Annotated in this window: 28 protein-coding genes, 1 pseudogene, 1 riboswitch and 2 other annotated features; of the genes and pseudogenes, 13 read left to right on the plus strand and 16 right to left on the minus strand. The window is 49.6% G+C overall.

Going from position 1 to position 25,278, the window contains the following annotated elements:
• Positions 1–4: 4 nt before the first annotated feature.
• The 4 genes from WG31_RS08140 to WG31_RS08150 all read right to left on the minus strand — a co-directional run bounded on the left by WG31_RS08140 (position 5) and on the right by WG31_RS08150 (position 3,112).
• Positions 5–1,006 (minus strand): CRISPR-associated endonuclease Cas3'', encoded by a 1,002-nt coding sequence (locus WG31_RS08140; RefSeq protein ID WP_063354208.1) that lies wholly within the window; start codon positions 1,004–1,006, stop codon positions 5–7.
• A 305-nt stretch (positions 1,007–1,311) separates the two neighbouring features.
• Positions 1,312–1,593 carry a hypothetical protein gene (locus tag WG31_RS14990; protein WP_245191480.1) on the minus strand — a complete coding sequence of 94 codons (282 nt, stop codon included), beginning with the start codon at positions 1,591–1,593 and terminating at the stop codon, positions 1,312–1,314.
• Between the two features lie 26 nt (positions 1,594–1,619).
• Positions 1,620–2,021: a hypothetical protein gene (locus WG31_RS08145; RefSeq protein WP_209439335.1), complete on the minus strand. Its 402-nt coding sequence runs from the start codon at positions 2,019–2,021 to the stop codon at positions 1,620–1,622.
• A complete protein-coding gene (locus tag WG31_RS08150) occupies positions 2,018–3,112 on the minus strand; it encodes a Rieske 2Fe-2S domain-containing protein (protein WP_063354209.1) in 1,095 nt (364 codons plus the stop codon). The genes WG31_RS08145 and WG31_RS08150 overlap by 4 nt, the downstream gene beginning before the upstream one ends.
• 327 nt (positions 3,113–3,439) lie before the next feature.
• A riboswitch (cobalamin riboswitch) is annotated at positions 3,440–3,671 on the minus strand.
• On the opposite strand from WG31_RS08150, the gene WG31_RS16175 reads away from it, so the two are divergent.
• The 3 genes from WG31_RS16175 to WG31_RS08160 all read left to right on the plus strand — a co-directional run bounded on the left by WG31_RS16175 (position 3,655) and on the right by WG31_RS08160 (position 6,071).
• The gene (locus WG31_RS16175; protein WP_280790743.1) at positions 3,655–3,783 is read left to right on the plus strand and encodes a hypothetical protein; all 129 of its coding nucleotides are present in this window, start codon (positions 3,655–3,657) and stop codon (positions 3,781–3,783) included. (Overlaps the previous riboswitch by 17 nt.)
• A 245-nt stretch (positions 3,784–4,028) precedes the next feature.
• Positions 4,029–5,012, plus strand: coding sequence for a DUF1852 domain-containing protein (locus WG31_RS08155; protein WP_063354210.1), 984 nt, complete (start codon positions 4,029–4,031; stop codon positions 5,010–5,012).
• A gap of 27 nt (positions 5,013–5,039) precedes the next feature.
• Positions 5,040–6,071 (plus strand): methionine synthase, encoded by a 1,032-nt coding sequence (locus WG31_RS08160; RefSeq protein WP_063354211.1) that lies wholly within the window; start codon positions 5,040–5,042, stop codon positions 6,069–6,071.
• 19 nt (positions 6,072–6,090) lie between these two features.
• On the opposite strand, the gene WG31_RS15495 is transcribed toward WG31_RS08160, so the two are convergent.
• From WG31_RS15495 to metF, 3 genes are all read right to left on the minus strand, one after another.
• Positions 6,091–6,579 (minus strand): hypothetical protein, encoded by a 489-nt coding sequence (locus WG31_RS15495; protein WP_157884510.1) that lies wholly within the window; start codon positions 6,577–6,579, stop codon positions 6,091–6,093.
• 196 nt (positions 6,580–6,775) lie between these two features.
• A complete protein-coding gene (locus WG31_RS08165; RefSeq protein WP_245191481.1) occupies positions 6,776–7,333 on the minus strand; it encodes an epoxyqueuosine reductase QueH in 558 nt (185 codons plus the stop codon).
• A 13-nt stretch (positions 7,334–7,346) separates the two neighbouring features.
• Positions 7,347–8,399 (minus strand): methylenetetrahydrofolate reductase [NAD(P)H], encoded by a 1,053-nt coding sequence (metF, locus tag WG31_RS08170; protein ID WP_063354213.1) that lies wholly within the window; start codon positions 8,397–8,399, stop codon positions 7,347–7,349.
• A 226-nt stretch (positions 8,400–8,625) separates the two neighbouring features.
• On the opposite strand from metF, the gene WG31_RS08175 reads away from it, so the two are divergent.
• From WG31_RS08175 to WG31_RS08185, 5 genes are all read left to right on the plus strand, one after another.
• Positions 8,626–9,519 carry a LysR family transcriptional regulator gene (locus WG31_RS08175; RefSeq protein ID WP_063354214.1) on the plus strand — a complete coding sequence of 298 codons (894 nt, stop codon included), beginning with the start codon at positions 8,626–8,628 and terminating at the stop codon, positions 9,517–9,519.
• 142 nt (positions 9,520–9,661) lie between these two features.
• The gene (locus WG31_RS16045; RefSeq protein WP_245191482.1) at positions 9,662–9,811 is read left to right on the plus strand and encodes a hypothetical protein; all 150 of its coding nucleotides are present in this window, start codon (positions 9,662–9,664) and stop codon (positions 9,809–9,811) included.
• Positions 9,790–10,026, plus strand: coding sequence for a flavin reductase family protein (locus WG31_RS16050; protein WP_245191483.1), 237 nt, complete (start codon positions 9,790–9,792; stop codon positions 10,024–10,026). Before WG31_RS16045 ends, WG31_RS16050 begins: the two co-directional genes overlap by 22 nt.
• The gene (locus tag WG31_RS08180; protein ID WP_245191484.1) at positions 9,968–10,297 is read left to right on the plus strand and encodes a MerR family DNA-binding protein; all 330 of its coding nucleotides are present in this window, start codon (positions 9,968–9,970) and stop codon (positions 10,295–10,297) included. Before WG31_RS16050 ends, WG31_RS08180 begins: the two co-directional genes overlap by 59 nt.
• Positions 10,298–10,380: 83 nt before the next feature.
• The gene (locus tag WG31_RS08185; RefSeq protein WP_063354215.1) at positions 10,381–11,283 is read left to right on the plus strand and encodes a LysR family transcriptional regulator; all 903 of its coding nucleotides are present in this window, start codon (positions 10,381–10,383) and stop codon (positions 11,281–11,283) included.
• Between the two features lie 92 nt (positions 11,284–11,375).
• On the opposite strand, the gene WG31_RS08190 is transcribed toward WG31_RS08185, so the two are convergent.
• Positions 11,376–12,581 (minus strand): MFS transporter, encoded by a 1,206-nt coding sequence (locus WG31_RS08190; RefSeq protein WP_063354216.1) that lies wholly within the window; start codon positions 12,579–12,581, stop codon positions 11,376–11,378.
• Between the two features lie 544 nt (positions 12,582–13,125).
• On the opposite strand from WG31_RS08190, the gene WG31_RS08195 reads away from it, so the two are divergent.
• The gene (locus WG31_RS08195) at positions 13,126–13,650 is read left to right on the plus strand and encodes an SDR family oxidoreductase (RefSeq protein WP_245191485.1); all 525 of its coding nucleotides are present in this window, start codon (positions 13,126–13,128) and stop codon (positions 13,648–13,650) included.
• Here WG31_RS08195 and WG31_RS08200 read toward each other — a convergent pair.
• Positions 13,614–14,824 (minus strand): IS3 family transposase gene (locus WG31_RS08200; RefSeq protein WP_157884511.1). Its coding sequence is split into 2 segments (ribosomal slippage): positions 13,614–14,539 and positions 14,539–14,824, totalling 1,212 coding nucleotides; the frame shifts between segments, so codons are not numbered across the junction. The genes WG31_RS08195 and WG31_RS08200 overlap by 37 nt on opposite strands.
• Positions 14,430–14,546, minus strand: a sequence feature (AL1L pseudoknot). It overlaps the preceding gene by 117 nt.
• Positions 14,825–14,913: 89 nt before the next feature.
• Between WG31_RS08200 and WG31_RS15005 the strand changes: the two genes are divergently transcribed.
• Complete coding sequence (locus WG31_RS15005; protein WP_342446844.1) at positions 14,914–15,072, plus strand: hypothetical protein; 159 nt, start codon at positions 14,914–14,916, stop codon at positions 15,070–15,072.
• Positions 15,073–15,316: 244 nt separating this feature from the next.
• Here WG31_RS15005 and WG31_RS08210 read toward each other — a convergent pair whose 3' ends face one another.
• The 4 genes from WG31_RS08210 to WG31_RS08225 are packed head-to-tail and all read right to left on the minus strand — an operon-like array spanning position 15,317 to position 18,652.
• A complete protein-coding gene (locus WG31_RS08210; RefSeq protein WP_063354219.1) occupies positions 15,317–15,718 on the minus strand; it encodes a very short patch repair endonuclease in 402 nt (133 codons plus the stop codon).
• Positions 15,715–16,647: a DUF4928 family protein gene (locus tag WG31_RS08215; protein ID WP_082823171.1), complete on the minus strand. Its 933-nt coding sequence runs from the start codon at positions 16,645–16,647 to the stop codon at positions 15,715–15,717. Before WG31_RS08215 ends, WG31_RS08210 begins: the two co-directional genes overlap by 4 nt.
• Complete coding sequence (locus tag WG31_RS08220; protein ID WP_063354220.1) at positions 16,644–17,507, minus strand: hypothetical protein; 864 nt, start codon at positions 17,505–17,507, stop codon at positions 16,644–16,646. Before WG31_RS08220 ends, WG31_RS08215 begins: the two co-directional genes overlap by 4 nt.
• Positions 17,504–18,652, minus strand: coding sequence for a DNA cytosine methyltransferase (locus tag WG31_RS08225; RefSeq protein WP_063354221.1), 1,149 nt, complete (start codon positions 18,650–18,652; stop codon positions 17,504–17,506). Before WG31_RS08225 ends, WG31_RS08220 begins: the two co-directional genes overlap by 4 nt.
• A gap of 362 nt (positions 18,653–19,014) precedes the next feature.
• Between WG31_RS08225 and WG31_RS08235 the strand changes: the two genes are divergently transcribed.
• Positions 19,015–21,420 carry a Z1 domain-containing protein gene (locus WG31_RS08235; protein ID WP_157884512.1) on the plus strand — a complete coding sequence of 802 codons (2,406 nt, stop codon included), beginning with the start codon at positions 19,015–19,017 and terminating at the stop codon, positions 21,418–21,420.
• Between the two features lie 17 nt (positions 21,421–21,437).
• On the opposite strand, the gene WG31_RS08240 is transcribed toward WG31_RS08235, so the two are convergent.
• Positions 21,438–22,142, minus strand: coding sequence for an efflux RND transporter permease subunit (locus tag WG31_RS08240; protein WP_063354223.1), 705 nt, complete (start codon positions 22,140–22,142; stop codon positions 21,438–21,440).
• A gap of 54 nt (positions 22,143–22,196) precedes the next feature.
• On the opposite strand from WG31_RS08240, the gene WG31_RS08245 reads away from it, so the two are divergent.
• Positions 22,197–22,610 (plus strand): transposase, encoded by a 414-nt coding sequence (locus tag WG31_RS08245; protein ID WP_063354131.1) that lies wholly within the window; start codon positions 22,197–22,199, stop codon positions 22,608–22,610.
• 237 nt (positions 22,611–22,847) lie between these two features.
• On the opposite strand, the gene WG31_RS08250 is transcribed toward WG31_RS08245, so the two are convergent.
• Positions 22,848–23,879 carry an IS110 family RNA-guided transposase gene (locus tag WG31_RS08250; protein ID WP_010511145.1) on the minus strand — a complete coding sequence of 344 codons (1,032 nt, stop codon included), beginning with the start codon at positions 23,877–23,879 and terminating at the stop codon, positions 22,848–22,850.
• Between the two features lie 40 nt (positions 23,880–23,919).
• Positions 23,920–24,042, plus strand: a sequence feature (AL1L pseudoknot).
• Here WG31_RS08250 and WG31_RS08255 point away from each other — a divergent pair.
• A pseudogene (locus WG31_RS08255) lies at positions 23,932–24,858 on the plus strand (IS3 family transposase); the annotation flags it as partial. Its footprint overlaps the feature before it by 111 nt.
• A gap of 88 nt (positions 24,859–24,946) precedes the next feature.
• On the opposite strand, the gene WG31_RS08260 reads toward WG31_RS08255, so the two are convergent.
• Entirely contained in the window at positions 24,947–25,219 is a 273-nt protein-coding gene (locus tag WG31_RS08260; protein ID WP_063354224.1) for an aldo/keto reductase, read from the minus strand.
• Positions 25,220–25,278 lie beyond the last annotated feature (59 nt).

Consider the following 25,278-nt stretch of genomic DNA (forward strand, 5'->3'; position numbering starts at 1 on the left):
TCCACTAGAGTAAGGGTTTCACCAGTTCATCCCCGCGTGTGCGGGGAACATGTACGCCCCGCCCGGATGCCATCAGCCGATGCGCCGCCACCAACGCCGCTTCAGTTTTGCCGGAACCCGTCATATCCTCAATCACCACCAGAGTTGGTCCGGCAGGAAGAGACGTAACGTCCAGCAGCGCCTGAACTGGCGAAGGCGTCCTGATATGCGGAAACAAATGTGCAATGCCTTGGAATGGTGAAATGCTTGCGGGAGCAAGCCCCGCATGCACAATCGCACTTTGAGCATGAGGAAGGGCTTTGTTCCAAAAATAGCCTGAAAGATCATCAACATCATCCGGCCTGACATATGGAAACCATTCCTGCCGTGAACCAATCCAATCCGCCTGAACCGTCAACCCAGCTAACTGCCATTCCAACTGGAGTAGATGATCTAATGAATGATAAGGCTTGATAGGAGGAGGACGAAAAACATCAAATAACAGACTAACAAGTTTATGAGCATATGGTGTCGATAGCTTAATATCAGAAGCACGAGTTTGATAATCGTTTACTGAGGCTGGCTGTCCATGATGCCCTGCCACAGCACGCCATAACCGCCTTTTATCCGAAAGCAGCCAGCCTTCCCCTTCGGAATTAGTGCCAAATAGCGGCGCCAGTTCCTCTCGGCAAATGCGATCAAGAAATAATACGCCATCCACGTCATGACGTGATGCCACGACTTCATCAGGACACTCTCCCAATGCCAGCTCTGGCCAGCACTCCGGAACTTTTGCCTGAAAAGCTGGCGTTAGTTTGCCAATATCATGCAAAGCGACCAGCATCCCCAACTGGCGATTGTCCAACCCTAACCGCTGACTACCGGGCAAAAGAATTGCTACTGCCGCCACATCCAGCATATGCGCGATAAGCGGATGTATTGAAGAGTCTTCCTCCAAGCCGACTGATGCCGGGCGAGCCTTACCCCAGAAAAATTTTAGCCCTTTCCCTTCTTGTGTGTCCGACATGTTTCATTCCTTTTTTCAACGATCAGCGATGCAGCTATTCTTGCTAAAAACATAGCGAAATTTACCACGGACCGGCACAAAACCGTTGCAAGTCCAGTTTGGTTGCTGCGCGCTAAGCGGATCTCCCGCTTTCGCCGTCATGTCGGTCTTAAGAAAATCGTTTCAGACGTCCAAAAAACCGACATTGTTTTATCAGTGATCGCCTAATTTTAGTTCTGACAACATTGCATAGTTTCTTAATTCGAAATTCAAGATAGCATTCAAATGACAAGTGTTCGCTTTTTCTATTCAGATCCTATTCCACTTCACCAATGATTTTCACGAGACATCAATTCCCGATGCATGCTTCGTCCTCGACTGGTAAGACGAGCGGCAGCACTGCCCCAGCGTACGGAAAATCCGGCCGCGACATATCCCATCAATATCAATGATCCGCGAATGGCACCGCGATCCGCTACGGGGATGCCATACTCGCCGCTTATCGGTAGAGAGAGAATAAAACGGCACTGTTCTTTTGTGAGATCTTTTGCCGCCAGATAGGGCCTGCCTGCCCCATTCTGGGTGGGGAAATCTATGACATTACTCATGATCTGTCTCTTCAGGTTCACACTGTTCAAGAAATCATAAATTCAACTTGCACACGACAATACAGATCCATCGCAGCTTTCTGTGCACCAATCAGATTCTGAACCGCTATATAGGTTTGCACGTAACTTGCTTCCGGCACGTGCGCTGGCCTGTCAGTCAGCGCCATCGCCATTTCTATCGCTGTATCGAGAAGCGGCCTGAAATGTGCTTCCAGATAGTCACCACGCATCTGGTGGTCTGTTGGTAGATTGGAAACAGTCATCTGGAAAAGATCATAGCCATTCTGCTGCAATTGTTCTTCTTCAGGTAAAGCCGCATCTGTCTCCAGCAAAGAAATGACACAGGTTCGATCAGGCGCCAGAAGAATGATCTTTTCCAGCAAAGGATGAAAAGCATGGGAAGGTGGCGCGATAAAAGGCAATCTCATGGGGCCGTCTTTTCTACACTCTCTGGCACCTGACCACATCGCCTGAGCAGATCACGAAGTTGATTGATAACCGGGAAGACTTCCCGATTGTGATCTCCACCGAGGTCTTTCCATGCAGCCTGTTCCAGCTCGACAATCTCGCGATCTTCAAAGAAGACGCGCTCCGTGAATGCGACCAGTATTGGCCAGGCAATATCCAGTAAAAAAGGCACTTTCAGTCGTTTGATCGACAACAGACCGAAAACACGGTTGGTCAGCTCCTCACGATCCTGCGGCACATAAGATATCCATAACTCCATCACGGGTTCCTCAATCCCTTGCGTTTCAATACGCAGGATCTGGTAAGGATATTGTGTCCTGATGGTCATGACATCCCGGTAGGCAAAATCCCGACCATCACGGCGTCTCTGGCCGTAGATCAGCGCCTCGCTCAAAGGCTGTTTGCCGCCGGTTCGTGCAAAAGTGTAGCGGGCCTCCACAAAATCCTCTCCGTGATCCATTCCGAGGAACCGAGGCTTCATTTTCCCGACCAACCGACTGTGCAAAACCTGATGATTCATATCCATCAGATTTTCATGCATGAAACTGTAATGACAGTTCACCACCTGCCCGAAGCGCCGCGTGCGATAGCGCCTGTCTCTCACCCTTGGAAAATCAGGAAGCGAGGTCGTCGCCGCAAGAGACTGGTCTCCCATGAAAACAAAAATAAGCCCATCTTTTTCGCGGCAGGCCCAACTTTTGAGACGCAGACATTGCGCTTCGGCTGAAACATTCGGCGAAGCACATTGGCCGTCCCGGTTATATCTCAGACCATGAGCAACGCAGCTTATCAGGTCACCATGGACGTTTCCTTTGCCAAGCAGAACCTGCCGATGGGCGCAAAGGCCATCTAGAGCATAAGGAATGCCGCTTTTGGGGCGCACGACGACGATATGCTGTCCTGCAAACCGGACATCGATTGCCTTTTCCCGTCCCAATTCACGGGACCAAGCGACAGGATACCAGAAGTTCGGGTTGGTTCTGACACGTCTTAAATCAATCTGTACCGCGCACGCTGAATGATCTGAAATTTGGTGAAGTTCGTTTTCCATTGCCTCGGCTTTTCAACTGGCTCAGCGCAAAGGAAACAATACAACGCCTCGTCATGGAGCATCGTGTCGTCTCTCACATTTTGTCTGAGCAAGTGTACCCGTTATCAATTATCGGACAGAATGCATGATTGTCCGGTGACTGACTCTGAAGTGTCTAACGAACTAATGCTGTTTGCAGCACAAAAGCGTCATTCGTATATCGGCCAGAAATAATGGGGTCAGCCCCCCTGACCTGAAAAGAGTCCATCGCCTGATTCATCAGGAGTGACCGAGGCATGAGGCAGACAGGCATATATTCTCTCCTCCCTTCGGTCATCCCGCCCGACGGTTGGTGGCTGAGCAATGGCAGGTCTCCTGGCTCACGGATCATGGCCAACTGGTTCCAACCTTCCCGTTCCTATGAGAACAGTGGTCCACGTTCAAAGTGAACGAACCAGCGGCATACCGCCTACAGTTGCGGGAGCAGCCTCCGACTTTGCTTCCGGCCGATTGTCTGACCAGAACATAACGGAATTCCCTATTACCCCGCTTGCGCGGGACCATTGAAGCGTTTGCTCCTGCACCATGCCGCCAAACGCATCCTACGTGCAAGCTGGAACATTCTGGAGCTGCGAAAGGCAGATATCAGTTTTTCGCATGTAGACCGAGACCGGATTGAGCTGATGCCCTGAAAACAAACATTACGCCAATCAGTTTCTGACTGCGTCTTTTCCTGAGACAATGCAGCCACATTAGTCCATGAACAATATTGATGTATTGATGAAATCAAATCATTTCTGCTCACGGGTTCGTTCAGGCATAAAGCTACCATGACGATGACCACCACCGCCTAAAAAACTCAGAAGACAAACTTGGGGACGCCATGCCCCCGTGCCCGCATTCTGGTTTGCGGTGGAAATAGGGATGCAGAACAACAATGATTCAGGATTCGACATTCAGTATCCATCGGCTTCGTTTCGATGAAAACTATCATCCTTCCGACAGAACCCGCCTTACGACCAATTTTGCCAATCTGGCGAGAGGGAAAAGCCGTCAGGAAAACCTGCGCAATGTCCTGCGGATGATAGACAACCGGTTCAATGATCTGGCGCATTGGGATAATGCCAACAGAGATCGTTACACTCTTGAACTTGAAATCGTTTCTGTGGAGATGGATCTCGCCTTTGCAGGCAAAAGCGGCAGCTTTCCTCTGATCGAAGTCCTCTACACAACAATTGTTGATAAAAACGCCAACAAACGGATAGAGGGCCTCGCCGGAAACAGTTTTTCCTCGTACGTGCGGGATTACGACTTCAGCGTGTTGTTACCGGCTTACAATAAAGAAAAAGCCAAATTCAGTGTTCCCCATAATTATGGAGACCTACATGGAAATCTCTTTAAAAGCGTTATGAACTCGTCTGCTTACAAGCAGAATTTTAAAAAATTACCGGTTATCTGCCTCAGTGTCTCGACCAATCGCACCTATCATCGAACGGAAAATCAGCATCCTGTTCTCGGCGTTGAGTATGAACAGCGTGAATTTTCTCTGACAGACCAGTATTTTAAAAAAATGGGAATGCAGGTTCGTTATTTCATGCCGCGCAATAGTGCTGCGCCACTGGCCTTCTATTTTTTTGGCGATCTGCTGTCTGACTACTCTGCTCTTGAACTGATTAGCACCATCAGCGTGATGGAATCTTTTCAGAAAATTTACCGTCCTGAAATTTACAATGCCAATTCTGCTGCGGCTGACTGTTATCAACCGAGCCTAAAACATCAGGACTATTCCAACACCCGCATTGTCTACGATCGGGAGGAGCGTACACAACTGGCGATCTCACAGGGACACTATACGGACGAGCATTTCATCAAGCCATATCACGACATTCTCGAAAAATGGTCTGCCGGTTACGTCGCCTGATCCATCAGAAATACAAGGTTACCTCTCATGAAAACACTCCTCCCCACCTCAACGGCTGGCAGCCTGCCGAAACCCTCATGGCTTGCCAAACCTGAGACACTCTGGTCCCCCTGTAAATTGCAGGGGGAAGAGCTGGTCGAAGGTAAGCAGGATGCGCTTCGCCTGACGCTGGACGATCAGAACCGTGCTGGCATTGATATCGTCAGTGACGGCGAGCAGACGCGTCAGCATTTCGTCACGACCTTTATTGAGCATCTCAGTGGTGTCGATTTCGAGAACCGTCAGACAGTCAAAATTCGCAACCGCTACGATGCAAGCGTACCATCCGTTATCGGCGCTGTAGCGCGTGAAAAACCGGTTTTTGTCGAGGATGCAAAGTTTTTACGCACCCTGACAAAAAAACCTATCAAATGGGCGCTCCCCGGCCCCATGACGATGATCGACACGCTCTATGATGGCCACTACAAAAGCCGTGAAAAACTCGCCTGGGAATTTGCCAAAATTCTCAATCAGGAAGCAAAAGAACTGGAAGCGGCTGGTATCGACATCATCCAGTTCGATGAACCCGCCTTCAATGTTTTCTTTGATGAGGTCAATGACTGGGGCATTGCCACATTAGAGAAAGCTATTGAAGGGCTGAAGTGCGAGACAGCAGTTCATATCTGTTATGGTTACGGCATCAAAGCCAATATCGATTGGAAAAATGCTCTTGGGGAAGAGTGGCGTCAGTATGAAGAGATCTTTCCCAAACTGCAAAAATCCAATATCGATCTGATTTCATTGGAATGTCAGAACTCCCGCGTTCCAATGGATCTGATCGAACTCATTCGTGGAAAAAAGGTCATGGTTGGCGCCATTGACGTGGCCACCAAAACCATTGAGACGCCTGAAAAAGTCGCCGATATTCTGCGAAAAGCACTTCAGTTTGTTGATGCTGACAAGCTTTACCCCTGCACCAATTGCGGTATGGCACCGTTACCGCGTGATGTAGCGCGTGGAAAACTGGATGCTCTGGGCGCAGGTGCGGAAATTGTTCGAAAAGAACTTTCGGCCGGCTAGGTAGCTCTGCGGGTTTCTATCATGGACGGCAGGACACAGGTCTTGCCCTCCATGATGCCAGAATTTCTGGAGACATCAGCAGTCTCACCACGTCTTCCGCGCTGTATAAAGCCAGCGAGAAACGCCCTCGATCCTTTATCATTTTCGTTCCAATCGGCCGGAGCTTACCGTCACGCGTCCATCTGATACGTTCCCGACTGGAAACTCCCAAAGCATCCTGAAGAGTGGCTGGTGTGAAAGGGCGTGTGCAGATTTCCTCCACCGTCGTGATCAATTTTCCAATATCGCGCGCTTTATTGGTCGTGGGGCACGCCATGTCCAGAATGTGCTCGAACCGACGCAGTCGTTTCCGACATTCCTGCTTTCGGCAAACAATAATCCTGTGATGTTCTGAAAGAAAATCCACAAAACGGGTGAGACGTTCGCCCTTTGAAAGGGCCAGACGTTCAGGTGCATGGAGATAAGACAGAATATCTCTGACAAGGGCATGATGTATGGGTCGTTTCACCGTTCAAACAGTATTTTGTCCAGATCAACGGAACCACGGGTTTACACAACACGGACAGCCGAACTGACTTTCCTCATCAGAGACACTGTCCTCCGGCTCATCACATCTCAGAACTGGTTCGTGCTGTAGTTTATTATCACGTGTCGTGGTGGGTGGAACTTCGCCGAACAAACAAGCTCCGTCATCTTGTGTGTGATCAGGCCTCATCATCAGTTCCATAATAGAGCTTGCCAAGCTCGATCGGCGAACGCCCCTGACTGCGGCGGTGAGCATTGGTATCACGCAGGGAATAGACGCAGCCGCAATATTCCTGCTGGTAGAACTTCTCCTGCTTGCTAATCTCGATCATTCGCGCGGAGCCACCCCCTTTGCGCCAGTTGAAATCCCAGTAGGAAAGTCCTTCATAAAGGGATACGGCGCGTTGGCCGCAGTCATTGATCTGCGCCATGTTCTTCCATCGTGAAATACCGAGTGAACTGGTCATCACCGGGAAACCATGCTCATGAGCGTAAAGCGCTGTGCGCTCGAAGCGCATATCGAAGCACATGGTGCAACGCACACCGCGTTCCGGTTCCCATTCCATGCCTTTCGCACGGGCGAACCAGTTGTCCCTGTCATAATCGGCATCGACGAAGGAGATACCATGCTTATCAGCAAACCGGATGTTTTCGTCCTTGCGAAGAAGATATTCCCGCTCAGGATGGATGTTCGGATTGTAGAAGAAGATCGTGTAGTCGATACCCGATGCGGTCATGGCCTCCATCACCTCACCCGAACAGGGTGCGCAGCATGAATGGAGGAGCACCTTCCTGTGCCCATGCGGTGGAGTCAAAATCTGCCGGGGTTTCTCGTTCATCGGGGACTTCCGTTTTTTCCAAAAGGCCTGTCACATTATGAGATGCGTTCGTCTGCATCGGACGCACCCCAAGGATATGGGCAATCGCGTACGTCAGGTCAGCACGGTTCAACGTGGAGACATGAAACTCGTTAATCCCATAGGTCTGCAAGGTACGGATCTGTTCCACCGCCACCATACTGGCAACGATACGACGAAGTTCAGGATTCTTCGCCGTCCCATCGAACAGATGCCTCAACCATGCCGGAACAGTTACCCCACACACAGCCGAGAAGCGCACGATCTGCTCGTAATTCGAAACCGGCATAATGCCAGGAATGATGGGGGCAGTAATTCCGGCCGCCAGACACCGATCCAGAAAACGCAGATAAATTTCACTATCAAAGAAATACTGCGTGATGGCCCGTGTGGCCCCCGCATCAAGCTTGCGCTTGAGGTTATCCAGATCAGCTTCCGGGCTTAACGCTGTAGGATGGGTTTCGGGATAAGCGGCGACAGAAATATCGAAATCCGCGATACGACGCAGACCGGCAACAAGATCACTGGCATAGATATAGCCACCCGGTCGCGGACTATCATCAACAGCGCCTGCGGAAGGATCGCCACGCAGGGCCACGATATGATGAACACCAGCATCCCGATAGCAACGGGCAAGATCATCTACGGCCTCGCGGGGCGCACCGACACAAGTCAGGTGGGCGGCGGGGATAAGGTCTGTATTCCGCTTCAGACGCAACACCGTGGAAAGAGTACCGGCCTGCGTGGTTCCGCCAGCCCCATAAGTGATCGAGACAAAGCGGGGTGCGAGAGGCGCCAGACGCCGGATACAGTGCCAAAGCCGTTGCTCCATTGCGTCAGTTCGCGGTGGGACAAACTCGAAAGACAGAATTGGGGTTTCGGAATTACACGACAACAGTCTGTCGATACGCTTTTCCGACAGCCAGGTGCTCAAAATGCCTGTCATGTCAGCCGGAAGTTCTCACCGCGTTCAACTTTTCCTTGAAAATGTCGGAAGAAAGATTGAAGCCACCGTTCGATCCACTGTGAAAGTGGTCGTGAATGTCGTTGGAGACCATGGTCTGCATCCGCATGAATGAATGATTGATCCTTCATAGTAGAAGTTTATAAAAATGAACTGAAATGATATATTTTTATGGCTATATGAATTTCGTGCATTTATCGGACAAAACATGGGCATTCTGGAACGCAGCCATCTAACAATCATTCGGGAAGTTGCACGGGAAGGTTCGCTGACGGCTGCCGGAGCGCGTCTGAATCTGACCCAACCAGCACTCAGCCATTCTATCCGCAAGATTGAACAGCAGCTTGGTGTCAGAATATGGCGGCGGGAGGGGCGATCCCTTGTTCTTACGCAGGCTGGTGAATGGCTTTTGTCTCTGGCAAACCGTCTGCTCCCTCAGTTTGAACTGGCGGAAAGCCGTATTGAACAATTCGCCAATGGCGGACGCGGTACATTGCGCATCGGAATGGAATGCCATCCCTGTTATCAGTGGCTTCTGAAAGTCGTTTCACCCTATCTGGAAAGATGGCCCAAGGTCGATGTGGATGTACGACAGAAATTCCAGTTTGGCGGGATCGGCGCGCTGTTCAGCAATGAAATCGATATTCTGGTGACCCCTGATCCACTGTATAAACCCGGCCTGAAATTCACGCCGGTATTTGACTATGAACTGGTGCTGGCTGTGGGGCCGGAACACCCCCTTCGGAAGGCAAAATTTGTTTTACCAGAGCAGTTGGCAGATGAAACATTGATAACCTATCCGGTTCCGTCCGAGCGGCTCGATATTTACACGCAGTTCCTGCAACCAGCAGGGATTGGACCACGACAGCAGAAGCAGATTGAAACAACGGATATCATGCTGGTGATGGTCAGCCATGGAAGGGGCGTTGCAGCACTTCCTCGCTGGCTTGTGGAAGAATACGCCACGCGCTTTGAACTTCATCCCGTAAAACTTAGCAAAAAAGGCATTGCGAAACAGATATTCCTTGGCCATCGGGAAACCGATGAAGATATTAAATACCTTGAAGATTTCATAAATTTTGCTTCAGAAACGGGAAAGTAAAGGGCTTGTGTCGATAAGTTAAATCTGGTTTGTCTGTTTTTATGACACAACAAGTTATGACTCGTTTCCAGTCAAGAGCGCTGCTTTTCTGATCAAAAAAGAGTGTGTATAGGCTCATGGGGATAAGACCCAAGGAGCTATTATGACACTTCCAGATGAAGCCATTTTTCGGAAAGCAATGTCGCATCTGGCCACAGGCGTGTCTGTGGTAACAGCCAAAGGTGTTGACGGAGAACATGGTGCTACAACCAGTGCTCTACTTCAGTCTCCATGGAACCGCTTCCGCTACTGATTTGCCTGCATCGGAAGAGTGCGGCTTATCGTGCAATTACGGAAGCAGAGACATTTGGCCTGAGCATTCTCGGTAACGATCATAAAGACATTGCATTGCTGTTCGCCTGCCGCAATGCTGATAAATTCAATTCCGAAATAATTGAGCATGCTGCTGATGGAACAGCTTACGTTAGGATACGCGCGGGATATGCTGCGGCGAATTGCGCTGATTAAAGCCGCGCAATCCCTGGGTATCTCTTTAGCGGATATTACAGCCATATTGGCTGCGTTTCCGCTCACTGACAAAATTTCCGCCAAAGATATTGATCAAATGGTACGGAAATGGTCTGTAATGCTAGATGGGCGTATTGCAGGACTGACAAAACTCCGTAATCATCTTGATAAATGTATCGGATGCGGATGCTTGTCCCGAACCGATTGCCCCTTGGTCAATCCTTCAGACTGTCTTTCCAAGAAGGGTCGCGGCGCGGTCATTCTCTCTTGATCATTGAGTTCATTACATCAGGGATTTCTTCGCATATAACGCGTCTATTTCTTAACTAAAATACGGCGGATCGGGAGGATTACATGGCACGCGAAAACTTGAATGATTTGACCGCTCTGGTCGCTGTTGCACGGGAAAAAAGTTTTACAAAAGCTGCCGCGAAATTAGGCGTATCACAGTCGGCACTCAGCCATACCATTCGTCTTTTGGAAGAGCGCCTTGACTTGAGATTGCTGACCCGCACGACAAGAAGCGTTACCCCCACAACTGCAGGACAGCAACTGATCAGCGGCATTGCACCACATTTAGACCAAATAGAAAATCAACTGACATCATTAGGAGAATTAAGAAATCAGGAATCTGGGAATCTTCGAATTACAATGCCTGATGATGCTCTGGCTTACGTTGTCCTGCCTAAGATAAAAGAATTCGTCCAAAAATACCCCAAAATCAATATAGAGTTTGTAGCAGATCTTAAACTTATTGATATTTTTTCTGAAGATTTTGATGGAGCAATTCGACTTGGTGAAAATATAACAAAAGAAATGACATCTGTCCCTATCACACCAGATATTCGTTTTGTTGTGGCTGGATCACCTGAATATTTTTCAAAAAATCCCAAACCGAAACACCCAAAGGATTTATTAAATCATAATTGTCTGACTTTACGGCTTCCAACGCATGGTCGCATTTACGCATGGGAGTTCGAGAAAAAGGGGAAAGACATAACCGTGAAGGTAGAAGGATCTTTAATTTTTAATAGCATCTTTCCCATTCGAGATGCCTGCCTGGAAGGCTTAGGTTTGGCTCATATGCCTGAAATGGTAGCACGAAAATACATTCAGGAAGGACGCCTCCTGCAGGTTCTAGAAGACTGGTGCCCTTACTGGTCCGGGTATCATCTCTGCTTCCCCAGACATCATGAAAATGTTGCTCCACTCTCTCTTTTTATCGACGAAATGCGCCTCAATAAAAACAATACTTAAATTGTGACAACAAACCCCATTTTCAAGTTTGGAAATGGGGCCGTATTAAAACTAATATTACATTAGACTTCATTTTAATATGGCGACGCGCACTATACTCCGCATTTGTAGATGCGGTTTGCCATTAACGCGCTGAGTGACGCTGCTATAAGAATGAGTGCGCTCACACCAAAAGTAGCACGATATCCGCTGCCGTCGAAGAGAATTCCCCCGCAGGTTGCCCCCATGGTAATAGCCAATTGTACGACCGCAACCATGAGCCCACCTCCTGCTTCCGCATCATTGGGAAGCGTTCTCGCCAGCCAGGTCCACCAGCCAACAGGAGCAGATGTCGCAAACAGCCCCCAGATGGTAAGAATGACGGCAGACATCACGATCGACTTACCTAGGCAAAGAAGCCCGACAGCCAGCAACGCCATAATAAATGGAATGATTATAAGAACCGGATAAACGCTGTTCTTCAACAACCCACCAATCAACAGAGTTCCAACAAGACCGGAGACCCCTATCAGCAACAAAATAAACGACAGAGTGGAGACGTTGACGTGAGCAACAATTTCAAGAAATGGTCTTACATAAGTAAACAGGCTAAATTGCCCCATAAAGAAAAGGCCTGCTCCCGCCATACCAACGGCGACCAAAGGCTTTTTGAGCAACCTGAAAACGTTTGGTGACGCATGGGTCTTGCCAGACGTCATGGACGGCAGACTTACCAGTTGCCAAAGGAAGACAATAACAGCAACTGGAACAACACAAAAAAATGCTCCACGCCAACCGATCAGACCGCCAAGAAAACTGCCTGCAGGAGCGGCGATAACGGTTGCCAGGGCATTTCCGCCGTTCAGAATGGCCAGAGCCCGTGGAACATGATGTTCTTCGACCAACCGCATGACTGTAGCAGCCGACATCGACCAAAAGCCGCCAATGACCACCCCGATCAAAGCGCGGCCGAGCATGAAAATGAGATAATTTGGTGCGACGGACACAACGCTCCCGGAAACAATCATCACACCAATTAGCCCCAACAGGAGCCACTTGCGATCGAGCCCTTTGGTCAGGGAAGATATGAACAGGCTCGTCAATACGGCAAAAGCACCAGAAACTGAAATGGCCTGCCCGGCCTGCCCTTCACTGATCTGTAAATCAGCTGCAATCGGGGTCAAGAGACTGACGGGCATAAATTCTGATGCAATGAGAGCGAATGCGCCGAGAGACATGGCGAGCACGCCACTCCACGAGCCAGATCTCGCTTCTGGCTCCACTTCCACATCAGGTGATATGTCAGATACTTCTTTCATTATACCTCAACTGAGCGGCCCACTTTCGGAATATAAAGGCCATTTTTTGAATGATTCTGTATTTTCTTAAGTATATTGTGAATAAAAACGAGAAATAATTTTAATCACAATAAAAAACTCATCAAGAATGTGCTGAATAAACCAGATGACGTGCCAGAACTAGACCGTATAATATCATGATCAAAATGAGCAGATTTCATGAATTAGACTAAGATCCCGCCCAGCAGCATTCATGAAATATACTCATCTCTATATTCTAAATATCGCCTCTAAACCCAAGCTTTTTACATCGCTATAATGGTTGAGTCAGGTGTACCAGATGAGTGATTCTCAGCGGCAAGATCACAGCGTATTTTGTTTCTACAAAGCTCGGTGAGCCCGTCTACTGCGTAAGTCGGTCTGAATGTGTCACCCACGTTACGGGTTTTCGCAAAGGTTTCATCTCCAGACGGGAGATAATGTAAATATGAAAATACGTCTGACACTTGGAGAGCAAGTAATCTTTGCTGCGTGGCAACACTCAAACTACTTAGGATTACCATAAATGATTAAAGATAAAGTCGTCATCATCACGGGTGCATCATCGGGGATCGGCGAAGCCACGGCAAAGCTACTGGCCGCAAAAGGGGCAAAAGTTGTCCTCGGTGCGCGCCGGGAAAGCCTGCTAAAACAGATCGTGACCGACATTGAAAAAGCCGGCGGTCAGGCTGCCTATCAGGTTCTGGACGTCACGAAGCCATCTGATAACGAACGCATCGTACAATTCGCCAAGGACACGTTCGGTCGTGTGGATGTCATCTTCCTGAACGCGGGCCTCATGCCCAATTCTCCGGTTTCGGCACTCAAAACCGATGACTGGAACAGGATGGTCGACGTCAACATCAAGGGCGTCCTGAACGGCGTCGCAGCCGTCATGCCATCTTTTCTGGAGCAGAAATCCGGACAGATCATTGCAACGTCATCCGTTGCTGGCATCAAGGCCTATCCGGGCTTGAATTGCCCCGGGTTTTGTGGAGACGTTTTTTATCTGAACTATGCAGCTAATGCATGTGATTTTTGTTGTGCATAAAAGCGATCCTCAGCTTCTGCCGGGGGGATGTTTCCAATGGAGGACAGAATGCGGCGATTATTGAACCAGTCGACCCATTTAAGTGTTGCCAGTTCAACCGCGTCCCTGTTTTGCCATGGCCCCTGCCGATAGATGAGTTCGGTTTTGTAGAGCCCGTTAATGGTTTCCGCCAGAGCGTTATCATAGGAATCTCCAATGCTTCCGACTGAGGCAACGAGGTCTGCTTCAGCCAGTCTTTGCGTGTAGCGAATGGACACATACTGACAGCCCCTGTCAGAATGATGGGTCACTTGCCCCTCGGGCTGCCTCTGGCACAGAGCCTGCTCCAGGGCATCCAGTACGAAGTCGGTATGGGCAGTGGACGAGACGCGCCAGCCCACAATCATGCGGGCAAACACATCAATGATGAAGGCCACATAAACAAAGCCCTGCCAGGTCGAAACGTAAGTAAAATCCGAAACCCAGAGCCTGTTGGGGGCTGGAGCATGAAACTGGCGCTGCACCAGATCCTGTGGGCAGGGACGTTGTGGATCAGACCGTGTGGTTCTGATCCCCTCGCCACGAATGACACCTTTCAGTCCCATCTGGCGCATCAGCCGCTCTACCGTGCAGCGGGCGACATTTCTGCCTTCGCGTCTGAGCTGATGCCAGACCTTACGCGCTCCATAGACACAAAAATTATCGTTCCATACTCTACGGATTTCGTCGCTCAGCTCTTTGTCTTTCTGGCTGCGCACACAGGGATTTTTCTGTCTGGCAACGGTTGCATAATAGACAGATGGTGCAATCGGCAGGATCTTGCAGATTGACCCGACACCATATGTCTGCCGGTGCTCATCAATGAAGCGCGTCATGGCCTGAACCGGCGGTCGAGTTCCGCCTGGGCAAAATACGCAGAAGCCTTACGCAGGATTTCATTGGCCTGCCGCAATTCGCGGTTCACTCGCTCCAGTTGCCTGATCTTCTCTCGATCAGGCAGGTCACTCACCGCAGATGCATTGGCCCGCTCATGCAGACGGGTCCATTTTGACAGCGTGTCAGGGTGAATATCCAGCTTTGGGGCGATCACCATCACCGCAGACCACCGCGAAGGATGGTTCTTCTCTTCCTCCAGAACCATGCAGGCTGCACGTTCACGAAATTCAGGCGGAAAACGCTTCGATTTATTGCTCATGAATTCTTCTTACCTCACGGGTCTTTCTGTCTCCACAAAACCCGGGGCAATTCACGTCCGATGCGCTGGAACTCGGCGAGGATCTGATCATGATCGGGAAACTGCTGGGTCACCGGGATCTCAAATCGACCGCACGTTACGCCCACCTCAAGAAAGAGCCCATCCAGCGCGCGGTCAAAGGGATCGACCTAAAAATTTCTGCTGCCCTTACCCTACCCAGAGAAACACTGGAGGCTACGATTGATTAGCCTGCGTCACGCAAAGTGGTGTCAAAACGATTAATGATACCCCGACCGTGCAAGCCTCTGTCAGACTTTCGCGAAACAATCAAGTCGTCTTTACACCAGTAAGAATAAAAGAGAACAGCACCGTCGCGTCCAAATCATAAAGAAGAGAAACGACGACGATATTCAAAACCACGAGACCGCTAGAATTATACAAGTAATATTTTAAATATACATCATTAATATACCTACAAAGGCGTAATCCATTCTATAATTCCATGAGACACTTGATATTTACTTCAAGGCGTTCCCTATCCTTAATCTCACATTCCCATATAACATGGACGCGCCAACCTAACTTCTGCAATGCGATCAGCGTCTCTTTATCTCGCACGCGATTACGTTCAATTTTTTTTGTCCAATACTCTGTGTTGCTTTTCGGAATCCGTGCTCCTCGTAGACAATCATGCCCATGCCAAAAGCATCCATTCACAAATAAAGCCAATTTTCGACCTGGAAAAACCAAATCTGGAGAGCCAGGAAGATCTTTACGATGGAGCCGAAACCTGTATCCCATTGCATGGATAAGCTTTCTTACCACCAACTCCGGGCTCGTATTCTTCGACTTAACTGCCCTCATAGTTCGTGAACGAACAGGATCTACTTTCATCCATCAAATTCAATTCTGAGGCTTGGGTCGCTCTCGCACTCGGCGATAATTTTATTATAGCGATCGATAATATCCCTCACTGCTGTCTGTCTGGCGTCCCGTTCAAACGTGCTCCACTCATAAACATTCGTCGCCAAAAACTGCTCGATCTCAATAATATCGAGGCGATCGTCTACTCCAACCTGCTTGGCGAGCGCTTTGGCACCACCCACCCCATCTTCCGTAGTCACAATAAGAGGACGTAAACCGGAACTGAGATTGTCCTGGCATTTCCGAATAAGCGCTTCTCCAGGCGCAGTTGTGACATGAATAGCCACGTCTCCGATCAAAAAATCTCCTGAGCGATTAGACGGCGCATCCGCAACCGAAAAACCGTGATGAAGAAGACTCCCTTCTGTGATCACATCTAGCTTGGCTCCTACCAAATGCTGCATAACAGCACCCGCATACATAGTGCCTGAAACTTCGCGTTGACGTTCGACGGCCTGCGCCAGAAGGTCTCTTACACAAGCCCGTAAAGAACGGGATGGATCAAGTTTAAAAGTAAACGGAAGAGCATCAAAATACGCCTGAGCACGCTCTACCCAATATTTTTCCGCAGCATCTAAATCCAATAAATTATGAGAATGCAGATCGTTTAAAACATCAATGTAGGCATTCATTCTCTCCATATTCCCTCGACTGGTTCTACCCCCTTCACTAGAGAGAATACGCTCAATGCCATGGTCTTTAAGTATTTTTTTTACCGCCCCACCGCCCAATCCGGCGACTTGCCCACCTTTTGTTGTTACGAACGAATTTTTATCTAACGGAAATTGCTTCGATGCCGCATTCCTCGTTAGGATCAGAGCAAGAGATAAAGACCCTTTTGACAAGCCAATATAATCATCGTCAAACGCCGCCAATACTGCTCGTTGTGATAACATCATAAATCTTTCTCAACTCGTCGAATTGCCGTCATTTCTGAGACCTGTTCTATCGTGCCAGCATGTCGCACAACTGTCTGACGCATCAACTCACTTCCTCGCATTTCCATCCGAAAGTCGACATGATGGATTTCCTCGGCATATCCACCAAAAGCAGCATTAAAAGCCGCGAGAATTTCAACTTCTCCAATATCCCGTCCTTTAACGAAAGGAATAGAAATTGAAGGGATATTCTCAGGAAACAGATAGATACACGGAGGAGGCACACAAAAAGGACCAAGATTCGTCAACCGATCACCGTCTACGGATTTTGGACAAGGTCTACCAATTGTCGCACAAACCATATCCCACAACAGCACCCCATCCACCTGCTGGTTCCGCGCAATCATTTCAGCGCTAAGACGTGTGTGAATGCCCGACCAAGTGTTTCGTTGAGGATCTGCACCAGGATTGGAACAGATACTCCAGATCACAAACTCATCAGCGAGTGGCGGTCGTTCAAAAATATTCGTGTTATTCCCATCAAGACAGCCCTTAAGGTCAATAACAGCAACACGTCCACTATTTAGACGAACAATATAATCATTACGGTTTGCATTATCTGTCAGATCCCATCCAGCAATAAAACCGCCGTCTTCCATATGATTCAGCGCATGCTGAACAAACTCTCGTTTGCCACGCATAGTGGCCGAAAACTGGCCACGGACACGCTCTATCGCGCCACGAAACAAACCAGACTGATAGAACTCTCGCTCATCCAAACCATGGTCGCCAAGTTTATGCGCTTCTGTTTTAAGTGTTTCAGCAAACCTCTCGATTTGATCGCGCAATCCCTTGTTCTGTTTACAGGGAATAATGGTCATGCCGCTTCCTGTTTCCCTTCGGAAACCATGCCAAGTAACGGTTCCAGGATATGCTGCGCCAGATGACGAACGACAGGCACAGCTACGCCATCCCCTGTCAGGTGATAAGCTTCATTATAATTCTTAGGCAGCTTGTAATGATCTCCAAGCCCCATCAACCTTGCTGTTTCACGAGTGGAGATTAGCCGCGACCGAACCTTCCGGCCGTCAACAACAATAATTGTCTGACGGCTTGAACCTCCTGCCGGCGTCCGAAGACAACCTGCGATATCGTCAAACCGCACTTCAGCACGCTGAACTTTCGCCCCGTTTTCATCAAGACGTGTTCGTCTATAGATGGCTCCCACCATACGCCTGCCCGCACGTTTTGCAGCATTTACTTTGGCGAGATTGGTGGCAGACATCATCGAAATCAATCTTTCGGTTTCGCTGGCTGTATGCCAAGACACTCCAGTAGGCGCCTCCTCAATCAGATCAGCGAAAGTTGTATGCCGATGCGATGGAGTAGGAATATTCCACCACAAAAATTGAGTTTGCGCCTTTTTTGATATTCCCTGAACAGCCCTCTTCAATCCATTGGTGTGAAACGGGTCAAGCGGTTCAGGAGATAACAATGAAGGATGAATTTCGACATCCTTATGCACCCCGATCATGAACAAGCGAGGACGTGACTGGGGCACAAACAATGAGGCGTTGATTACGAGCGCTCCATACCGATATCCGGTCTCGACAAAAGTCCGACAGATAGCGTCGAAATCCTGTCCCCCATGAGACGTCAGCGTGCCAATGACATTTTCAAGAGCTATAATTTTCGGGGCTCTTCCCTCTGAAACAAGCTCTCTCACGACATGCCAGAAAGGATAGAAGGTGCCAGAACGCTCTCCTTTAAGACCTGCGCCCCCTCCAGCCAACGACAAATCCTGGCATGGGAATGAACCCCATACGAGATCTGCAACACCAGGTAAGTCTTCAACACGGACATCATTGACGTCCCCAACCCGCAATTCTCCTCCTGTTCCCCAGTTGGCCTGATAACTCAGGCCTTTTTTATGATCAAAATCATTGGCGAACAGACACGTCCAGCCGCCCCCCAGTCCCGCACGGGCCATCCCGCCGCCAGCAAAAAATTCGTAAAAACTAGGCATTGGCTGTAGACCTGACGTCATCTTCTTGTAACGACACCACCTCACGCGCGAGCTTTTCTTCAATCGCTTCCGCTATCCAAGTGTTACGAGACACTCTTCCAGCCCTTTTTGCGCGCGCGTCATCAATCGCGCCAAACGTCTCCGTAGAGAGGCGCAGATTGATCCGGTCCATCGCGCGAACTCCCGAATTTTCTGTAGCATGGCTCATGGCGCCATGGTGGCGCCAAATCGTATCTATGTCCAGCCCCATGTTCTCTAAATGTTTTCATCCATAAACGCATGCTTATTTCTGCGTTCAATTTTACGACCCTCACATTACAGCTCCACCTGGTCGCAACGCAGAATGTCGTTTTTTGGGAGCATTGATCACACGCATTGACATCCGCCTTGTGAGTGATATTCACAATAAGACAATTGGATATGAGGAAATTATGAGCGACGACTTAGTAGGCATCAACGAAATTGCAGTAATGGCAGAGGTCACAACTCAAGCGGTAGCTAACTGGCGAGTGCGCTCTTCCGACTTCCCTCTTCCGATCAAAGAGCTCGCGTCTGGACCGATCTTTCGCCGTCCGCAAATTAGTGCATGGTTGAGGCGCAATAAACGCAAGTTAGGATCTCCAAAAATTCTTTCAACTTATTACGACCGCCTCAAAAGTTGTCGGGATGATGATAAAGCACTCGCAAAGTGTATCGAGGAAACGGTTACTTCTCTCGAAACAGAAGCAACGTCTGGAGACCGTCCGGGCATGTTGCTCGGTAAAATTCAATCAGGAAAAACACGTTGCTTTGTCGGCGTTATTGCCCACGGTTTCGACCGAGGTTTCGATATGGCCATAGTACTGACAAAGGGCACCAAAACTCTTTCAGCTCAGACAGTTCGTCGCCTTGAAACGGATTTCAAGGAGTTTATTGAAGACGACGAATTCCTTGTCCTTGATATTATGAATCTTCCTGGCACGCTTCGTCGAAGCGAACTACGACGAAAAATTGTAATTGTCGCCAAGAAACAAGCGCGAAACCTTGATCGCTTGATAGAATTTATTAGTAACCACAACGATCTACGCAATCGTAAAGTATTGTTAATTGATGACGAGGCTGATCTTGCCAGCGTCCGTTTCGTCCGAAAAAAGGGTGATCAAAATATTAGCCAAGGCACCATTGCTGATCAGATAGACCAACTTCGTCAGATGACACAGGGCATCGCCTTTTTGCAAGTGACAGCCACACCATATTCCTTGTACCTGCAGCCAGAAGGATATGAACACGCCGCTGATGGATCGACCTATGTATTCAAGCCCAAGCGCCCCGCATTTACAAAATTATTACCAATTCATGCTGGATATGTTGGAGGCGATGACTATTTTGGCTCCTTTGACACAAAAGACCCACGCTCCAAGCTTCTCGTAGAAGTGACTGAACAAGAACAAGACGCTCTACGCCGAGCAGATAGACGTCGTATTAGCGAGCATAACGTCCTTGAAAGTGACAACGTAGCAGGCCTACGTCGCGCTATCATTACGTTCATAGTTGCGGTCGGTGTTCGGCAATGGCAACAGCGAGAAGCTGGAGATCGACCTAAAAAATATGCAATGGTGATTCATAATGATATCCAGAGGGCAGCTCATGCGTGGCAAGATCAAGTAATTGATTGGATATTCTCGTCTATTGTTAACGCAGCGGAGAAAAATCCAAATCATCTACGTCCGTTATTTGATAGAGCGTTTAATGACCTGAATTCCTCAGTGTCTGCAAACAAAGGACATATGCCACCTCGCGTTGAAGCCTTTGATGCTTTTATTGACGCTCTCCAGAGCGACGACGTGGTAGTTGAAAAAGTAAATTCAGATACAGATGTTATGGCTCTCCTTGATAATAATGCTGAACTAAAATTACGCACACCTTACAACATCTGGGTTGGGGGAAACATTCTCGATCGTGGCATAACTATTCCTAATTTAATCTCGTTCTATTATGGCCGCAATCCGAAAACTATGCAGGCTGATACAGTACTTCAACATTCGCGTATGTACGGCAATCGTGATCGAAAGGATTTGGCCGTCACGCGCTTTTACACTTCGCGCGCTGTTTATGAACGACTTTATACGATTAATTCTCTAGAAAACTCGCTTCGGAATGCTTTCCGAAAAGGTGCCCACGATGCGGGTGTAGTCTTTATTCAATCAGACACTGATCGCCGGGTTCGCCCATGCGCGCCAAACAAAGTATTACTAAGCAATGTAGTTACAGTTTCACCTGAATACCTTCTTCTTCCGAGTGATTTCCAGACCAAAGGTGGAGAAACTATGACTAGATTACAAAAAAAACTTGATCATCTAATAAAAAGAGAATGGCGAGATATCGACGGTTTTGTTTCTGTAGACCGAGACACTATCGTTGCAATTATTAACGTTATCAAAAAAACTATGGTTTTCGACGCTGTGAGTTTTGAGTGGAACGCTATGCTAGGCTTGATCGATTATTATACAGATGTCGTAAAAAATAGCGACAATCGAATTCTCGTTTGGGCGGAAACTGGTAGAAAGCTTTCACGTGCTGGATCAGGTGACAAATCCGGTCGTTCTATTTTAGGTACTTCTCTTCGCAAAAAAGTATTAGATGAACCGCGCTCAAAGCCGGCATTGATACTACTCCAGCAAGAAGGAGGGAGAGATCTCGGGTGGACAGCACATAAATTTTGGTGGCCGTTGTTTGCAGCCCCTACCGACTCAGAGCCATGCATATTTGCGACGAAAGTTGCAGAATAAGAGCGACACTTATTACATCACGAGATATTTCGCAGTTGCGGGCATTGTAAGCTGGTGGCAATTCTTGTCATCAGCAGATAGAGCGCCGGGGTCGTGAACATGGTCTGAGCCTGGCTGACGAGCAGGCCACCGATCAGCGCGATGCCCAGAGGCTGGCGCAGTTCCATGCCGTAGCCGCCCATCATTACCAACGGCAGCGCGCCGAGGGCGGCGGCAAAGGTGGTCATGACGATCGGTCGCAGGCGCAGCAGGCACGCCTCACGGATAGCCTCGCGCCCCGTCATGCCCCGTTCGCGTTCGGCATGGATGGCGAAATCCACCAGCAGGATCGCGTTCTTGAGCGAGATGCCGGTCAGCAGCAGCATGGTGATCACCGCCATGCCCGAGAACGGCAGCCCGAACAGGTCGAGTGCCATCACCGCCCCGATCCCGGCCGAGGGGATGGTGGAAAGAATGGTGAGCGGATGCCACACGCTTTCATACAGCATGCCCAGTGTCAGATAGACGGCGAGCACAGCAGCGACGATCAGAATCTCACTGTCATGGGTGCTTTTGCCGACGTCTCCTTCATCACTCTGTAGTTCGCCGTTGATGGTTTCCGGCAGATGCTGGTTCCGCCACTCCTGATCGATGATCGCCTGCACCTGTAACAGACTGACCCCCGGCGTGAGTTCCAGCGCCAGCGAGGCGGAACTGGCGTAACCGATATGGGTGACCGCCACTGAATTGCCCCGGGTTTTGTGGAGACAGAAAGACCCGTGAGGTAAGAAGAATTCATGAGCAATAAATCGAAGCGTTTTCCGCCTGAATTTCGTGAACGTGCAGCCTGCATGGTTCTGGAGGAAGAGAAGAACCATCCTTCGCGGTGGTCTGCGGTGATGGTGATCGCCCCAAAGCTGGATATTCACCCTGACACGCTGTCAAAATGGACCCGTCTGCATGAGCGGGCCAATGCATCTGCGGTGAGTGACCTGCCTGATCGAGAGAAGATCAGGCAACTGGAGCGAGTGAACCGCGAATTGCGGCAGGCCAATGAAATCCTGCGTAAGGCTTCTGCGTATTTTGCCCAGGCGGAACTCGACCGCCTATGTGGACGGCCGTTTAAGCGCAATACCTCACATTGTTCTCCCGATGTCATTTCTAAAACGTATTATTCTACCGGCTGGATGATGAATACCGATTTAACGTGAAGACCCGGTCAGATGCGCTCTTATGTCCGGCCTGTTTATGCGACTTTATGCGCTGGCCATCATGGGTGTGCGCTCACGTGTCAGGCACCAATCTGGTATCACGTGCTCAGGGGCACAGACGGTCGAACGGTATGGCCTGAACTGTTGCTGAATGACTGTCTTCCCATCACGTCGGTTCGTACATACTGCCGGATCTACCGGAGCAAGCTCCGGTGTCCATCGTTCTGCTGGTGCAGGTCAGCCTGCTGAAACACTGACACCAGCCGGACGATAGATCTCTTTACGTGACAACAACGCCCAGATGATACGAGCCATTTTATTGGCAAGTGCAACTGTTGCCAGACGCCTTGGACGACGCGCCATGAGTTCGCATAGCCACTGACCCGCAGCGCTATCCCACTTATGGGCACGATGAAGCATGGCCGTCGCACCAAGAACCAGCAACGTTCTTATCTGCCGATTGCCCGTTTTGGTAATCCTTCCCAGACGGGTTTTACCGCCGGTAGAATGCTGACGAGGCACAAGCCCCAGCCAGGCGGCAAAATGGCGCGCAGAGGCGAAAGAGCCAATATCCGCGACCGAGGCGACAATCAGAGAAGCCGTTATGGGACCGACCCCAGGGATGGTCATCAACCGACGCGCATCGTCATCGCTTTTTGCACGCGCCCGGATCTGCACTTCCAAAGCATCAATGCTCTGAGCGACCTTTTCATAATGCTCAAATAACAACATGGCACTCTGCTTCATGGCAGCAGGCAGGTCGGCTGATGTCTCTATTTTTGCCATCAGTTCTGGCAGATGGCGTGTGCCCAGAGGGGCTATCAGCCCGAACTCGGAAGCAAGAGCCCGTAACGCATTACTCAGCATGGTCTGCTGTTTGACCAGAAGAGCGCGGGCAGAATGCAGTGACAAGACACCTTGCTGCTCTTCGCTCTTGATCGGAACACACATCGTATCAGGATGAGTCGCCGCCATGCAGATCGCAGCCGCATCAACAGCGTCATTTTTCTTGCCTTTTTTGACAAATGATTTGACCCGATCAGGAGGAACCAGTCTGACATCATGACCAATCCTGCTGATCACCCGTGCCCAGTAATGAGCTGATCCGCAGGCTTCCAGAACAACTTCACATGGGTCAAGTTTTGCAAAAAATGCTGAAACTTCACTGCGACCAAGCTTGCGCTTGAAAACGCACTTTCCAATTGCGTCAGCCCCATGAGCCTGAAAAACGGATTTGGCAATATCAAGGCCAATTATGCTAGCTTTCATACGGGCGGTCTCCTCCTGATGGTCAGTGAACCTCCATCATGGCACATTGATGCCGCAGGGAGGCCGTCCACCCCATCTGGTTCAGGCCATGACGCGCTTCATTGATGAGCACCGGCAGACATATGGTGTCGGGTCAATCTGCAAGATCCTGCCGATTGCACCATCTGTCTATTATGCAACCGTTGCCAGACAGAAAAATCCCTGTGTGCGCAGCCAGAAAGACAAAGAGCTGAGCGACGAAATCCGTAGAGTATGGAACGATAATTTTTGTGTCTATGGAGCGCGTAAGGTCTGGCATCAGCTCAGACGCGAAGGCAGAAATGTCGCCCGCTGCACGGTAGAGCGGCTGATGCGCCAGATGGGACTGAAAGGTGTCATTCGTGGCGAGGGGATCAGAACCACACGGTCTGATCCACAACGTCCCTGCCCACAGGATCTGGTGCAGCGCCAGTTTCATGCTCCAGCCCCCAACAGGCTCTGGGTTTCGGATTTTACTTACGTTTCGACCTGGCAGGGCTTTGTTTATGTGGCCTTCATCATTGATGTGTTTGCCCGCATGATTGTGGGCTGGCGCGTCTCGTCCACTGCCCATACCGACTTCGTACTGGATGCCCTGGAGCAGGCTCTGTGCCAGAGGCAGCCCGAGGGGCAAGTGACCCATCATTCTGACAGGGGCTGTCAGTATGTGTCCATTCGCTACACGCAAAGACTGGCTGAAGCAGACCTCGTTGCCTCAGTCGGAAGCATTGGAGATTCCTATGATAACGCTCTGGCGGAAACCATTAACGGGCTCTACAAAACCGAACTCATCTATCGGCAGGGGCCATGGCAAAACAGGGACGCGGTTGAACTGGCAACACTTAAATGGGTCGACTGGTTCAATAATCGCCGCATTCTGTCCTCCATTGGAAACATCCCCCCGGCAGAAGCTGAGGATCGCTTTTATGCACAACAAAAATCACATGCATTAGCTGCATAGTTCAGATAAAAAACGTCTCCAGCTGCATAGTTCAGATAAAAAACGTCTCCACAAAACCCGGGGCAATTCAATAGCCGCTGCACCTGCGTCAGAATGAAGAGTTCCTGCCGTCGGGAAGCGGCTGGGTGTTGCCGTGTGGCCGGTCTAGCCGGAGCAGTTGCAGCATGTCGTTCTCGTCAAGTTCAAAATCCCACACAGCCAGGTTCTCCGGCAGGCAAGTGGCCGTAGCCGTCTTCGGCAAGGGAACCAGCCCTTGTTTACGGTGCCAGCGAAGGACGATCTGCGCGGGCGGGCGATCATGCATGGTGGCAATCGACAGCACGACGCGGATATTGTCCGTTGAAAAATCTGCTTCGTCCATTTTAAGAATTTGGGTAGTGCATCATGCGACTTTCTCGAATGGCTCTCTTGACGCTGCCG

Origin of the sequence: Acetobacter oryzifermentans, from assembly GCF_001628715.1 — a bacterium.
Lineage (GTDB): Bacteria > Pseudomonadota > Alphaproteobacteria > Acetobacterales > Acetobacteraceae > Acetobacter > Acetobacter oryzifermentans.

What these genes read in the sequence shown, in the direction of transcription:
- WG31_RS08180 (WP_245191484.1), top strand. Translation starts at nt 9,968, where the DNA reads ATGGAACAGCTTACGTTAGGATACGCGCGGGATATGCTGCGGCGAATT.
- WG31_RS08260 (WP_063354224.1), bottom strand. Translation starts at nt 25,219, where the DNA reads ATGGACGAAGCAGATTTTTCAACGGACAATATCCGCGTCGTGCTGTCG.
- WG31_RS08185 (WP_063354215.1), top strand. Translation starts at nt 10,381, where the DNA reads ATGGCACGCGAAAACTTGAATGATTTGACCGCTCTGGTCGCTGTTGCA.
- metF (WP_063354213.1), bottom strand. Translation starts at nt 8,399, where the DNA reads ATGACAGGCATTTTGAGCACCTGGCTGTCGGAAAAGCGTATCGACAGA.
- WG31_RS14990 (WP_245191480.1), bottom strand. Translation starts at nt 1,593, where the DNA reads ATGAGTAATGTCATAGATTTCCCCACCCAGAATGGGGCAGGCAGGCCC.
- WG31_RS08250 (WP_010511145.1), bottom strand. Translation starts at nt 23,879, where the DNA reads ATGAAAGCTAGCATAATTGGCCTTGATATTGCCAAATCCGTTTTTCAG.
- WG31_RS08215 (WP_082823171.1), bottom strand. Translation starts at nt 16,647, where the DNA reads ATGATGTTATCACAACGAGCAGTATTGGCGGCGTTTGACGATGATTAT.
- WG31_RS08195 (WP_245191485.1), top strand. Translation starts at nt 13,126, where the DNA reads ATGATTAAAGATAAAGTCGTCATCATCACGGGTGCATCATCGGGGATC.
- WG31_RS08145 (WP_209439335.1), bottom strand. Translation starts at nt 2,021, where the DNA reads ATGAGATTGCCTTTTATCGCGCCACCTTCCCATGCTTTTCATCCTTTG.
- WG31_RS08245 (WP_063354131.1), top strand. Translation starts at nt 22,197, where the DNA reads ATGAGCAATAAATCGAAGCGTTTTCCGCCTGAATTTCGTGAACGTGCA.
- WG31_RS08160 (WP_063354211.1), top strand. Translation starts at nt 5,040, where the DNA reads ATGAAAACACTCCTCCCCACCTCAACGGCTGGCAGCCTGCCGAAACCC.
- WG31_RS08150 (WP_063354209.1), bottom strand. Translation starts at nt 3,112, where the DNA reads ATGGAAAACGAACTTCACCAAATTTCAGATCATTCAGCGTGCGCGGTA.
- WG31_RS16045 (WP_245191482.1), top strand. Translation starts at nt 9,662, where the DNA reads ATGACACTTCCAGATGAAGCCATTTTTCGGAAAGCAATGTCGCATCTG.
- WG31_RS08165 (WP_245191481.1), bottom strand. Translation starts at nt 7,333, where the DNA reads ATGACCGCATCGGGTATCGACTACACGATCTTCTTCTACAATCCGAAC.
- WG31_RS08225 (WP_063354221.1), bottom strand. Translation starts at nt 18,652, where the DNA reads ATGCCTAGTTTTTACGAATTTTTTGCTGGCGGCGGGATGGCCCGTGCG.
- WG31_RS08220 (WP_063354220.1), bottom strand. Translation starts at nt 17,507, where the DNA reads ATGACCATTATTCCCTGTAAACAGAACAAGGGATTGCGCGATCAAATC.
- WG31_RS15005 (WP_342446844.1), top strand. Translation starts at nt 14,914, where the DNA reads ATGATCGGGAAACTGCTGGGTCACCGGGATCTCAAATCGACCGCACGT.
- WG31_RS08140 (WP_063354208.1), bottom strand. Translation starts at nt 1,006, where the DNA reads ATGTCGGACACACAAGAAGGGAAAGGGCTAAAATTTTTCTGGGGTAAG.
- WG31_RS08190 (WP_063354216.1), bottom strand. Translation starts at nt 12,581, where the DNA reads ATGAAAGAAGTATCTGACATATCACCTGATGTGGAAGTGGAGCCAGAA.
- WG31_RS16050 (WP_245191483.1), top strand. Translation starts at nt 9,790, where the DNA reads ATGGAACCGCTTCCGCTACTGATTTGCCTGCATCGGAAGAGTGCGGCT.
- WG31_RS08175 (WP_063354214.1), top strand. Translation starts at nt 8,626, where the DNA reads ATGGGCATTCTGGAACGCAGCCATCTAACAATCATTCGGGAAGTTGCA.
- WG31_RS08155 (WP_063354210.1), top strand. Translation starts at nt 4,029, where the DNA reads ATGATTCAGGATTCGACATTCAGTATCCATCGGCTTCGTTTCGATGAA.
- WG31_RS08210 (WP_063354219.1), bottom strand. Translation starts at nt 15,718, where the DNA reads ATGAAAGTAGATCCTGTTCGTTCACGAACTATGAGGGCAGTTAAGTCG.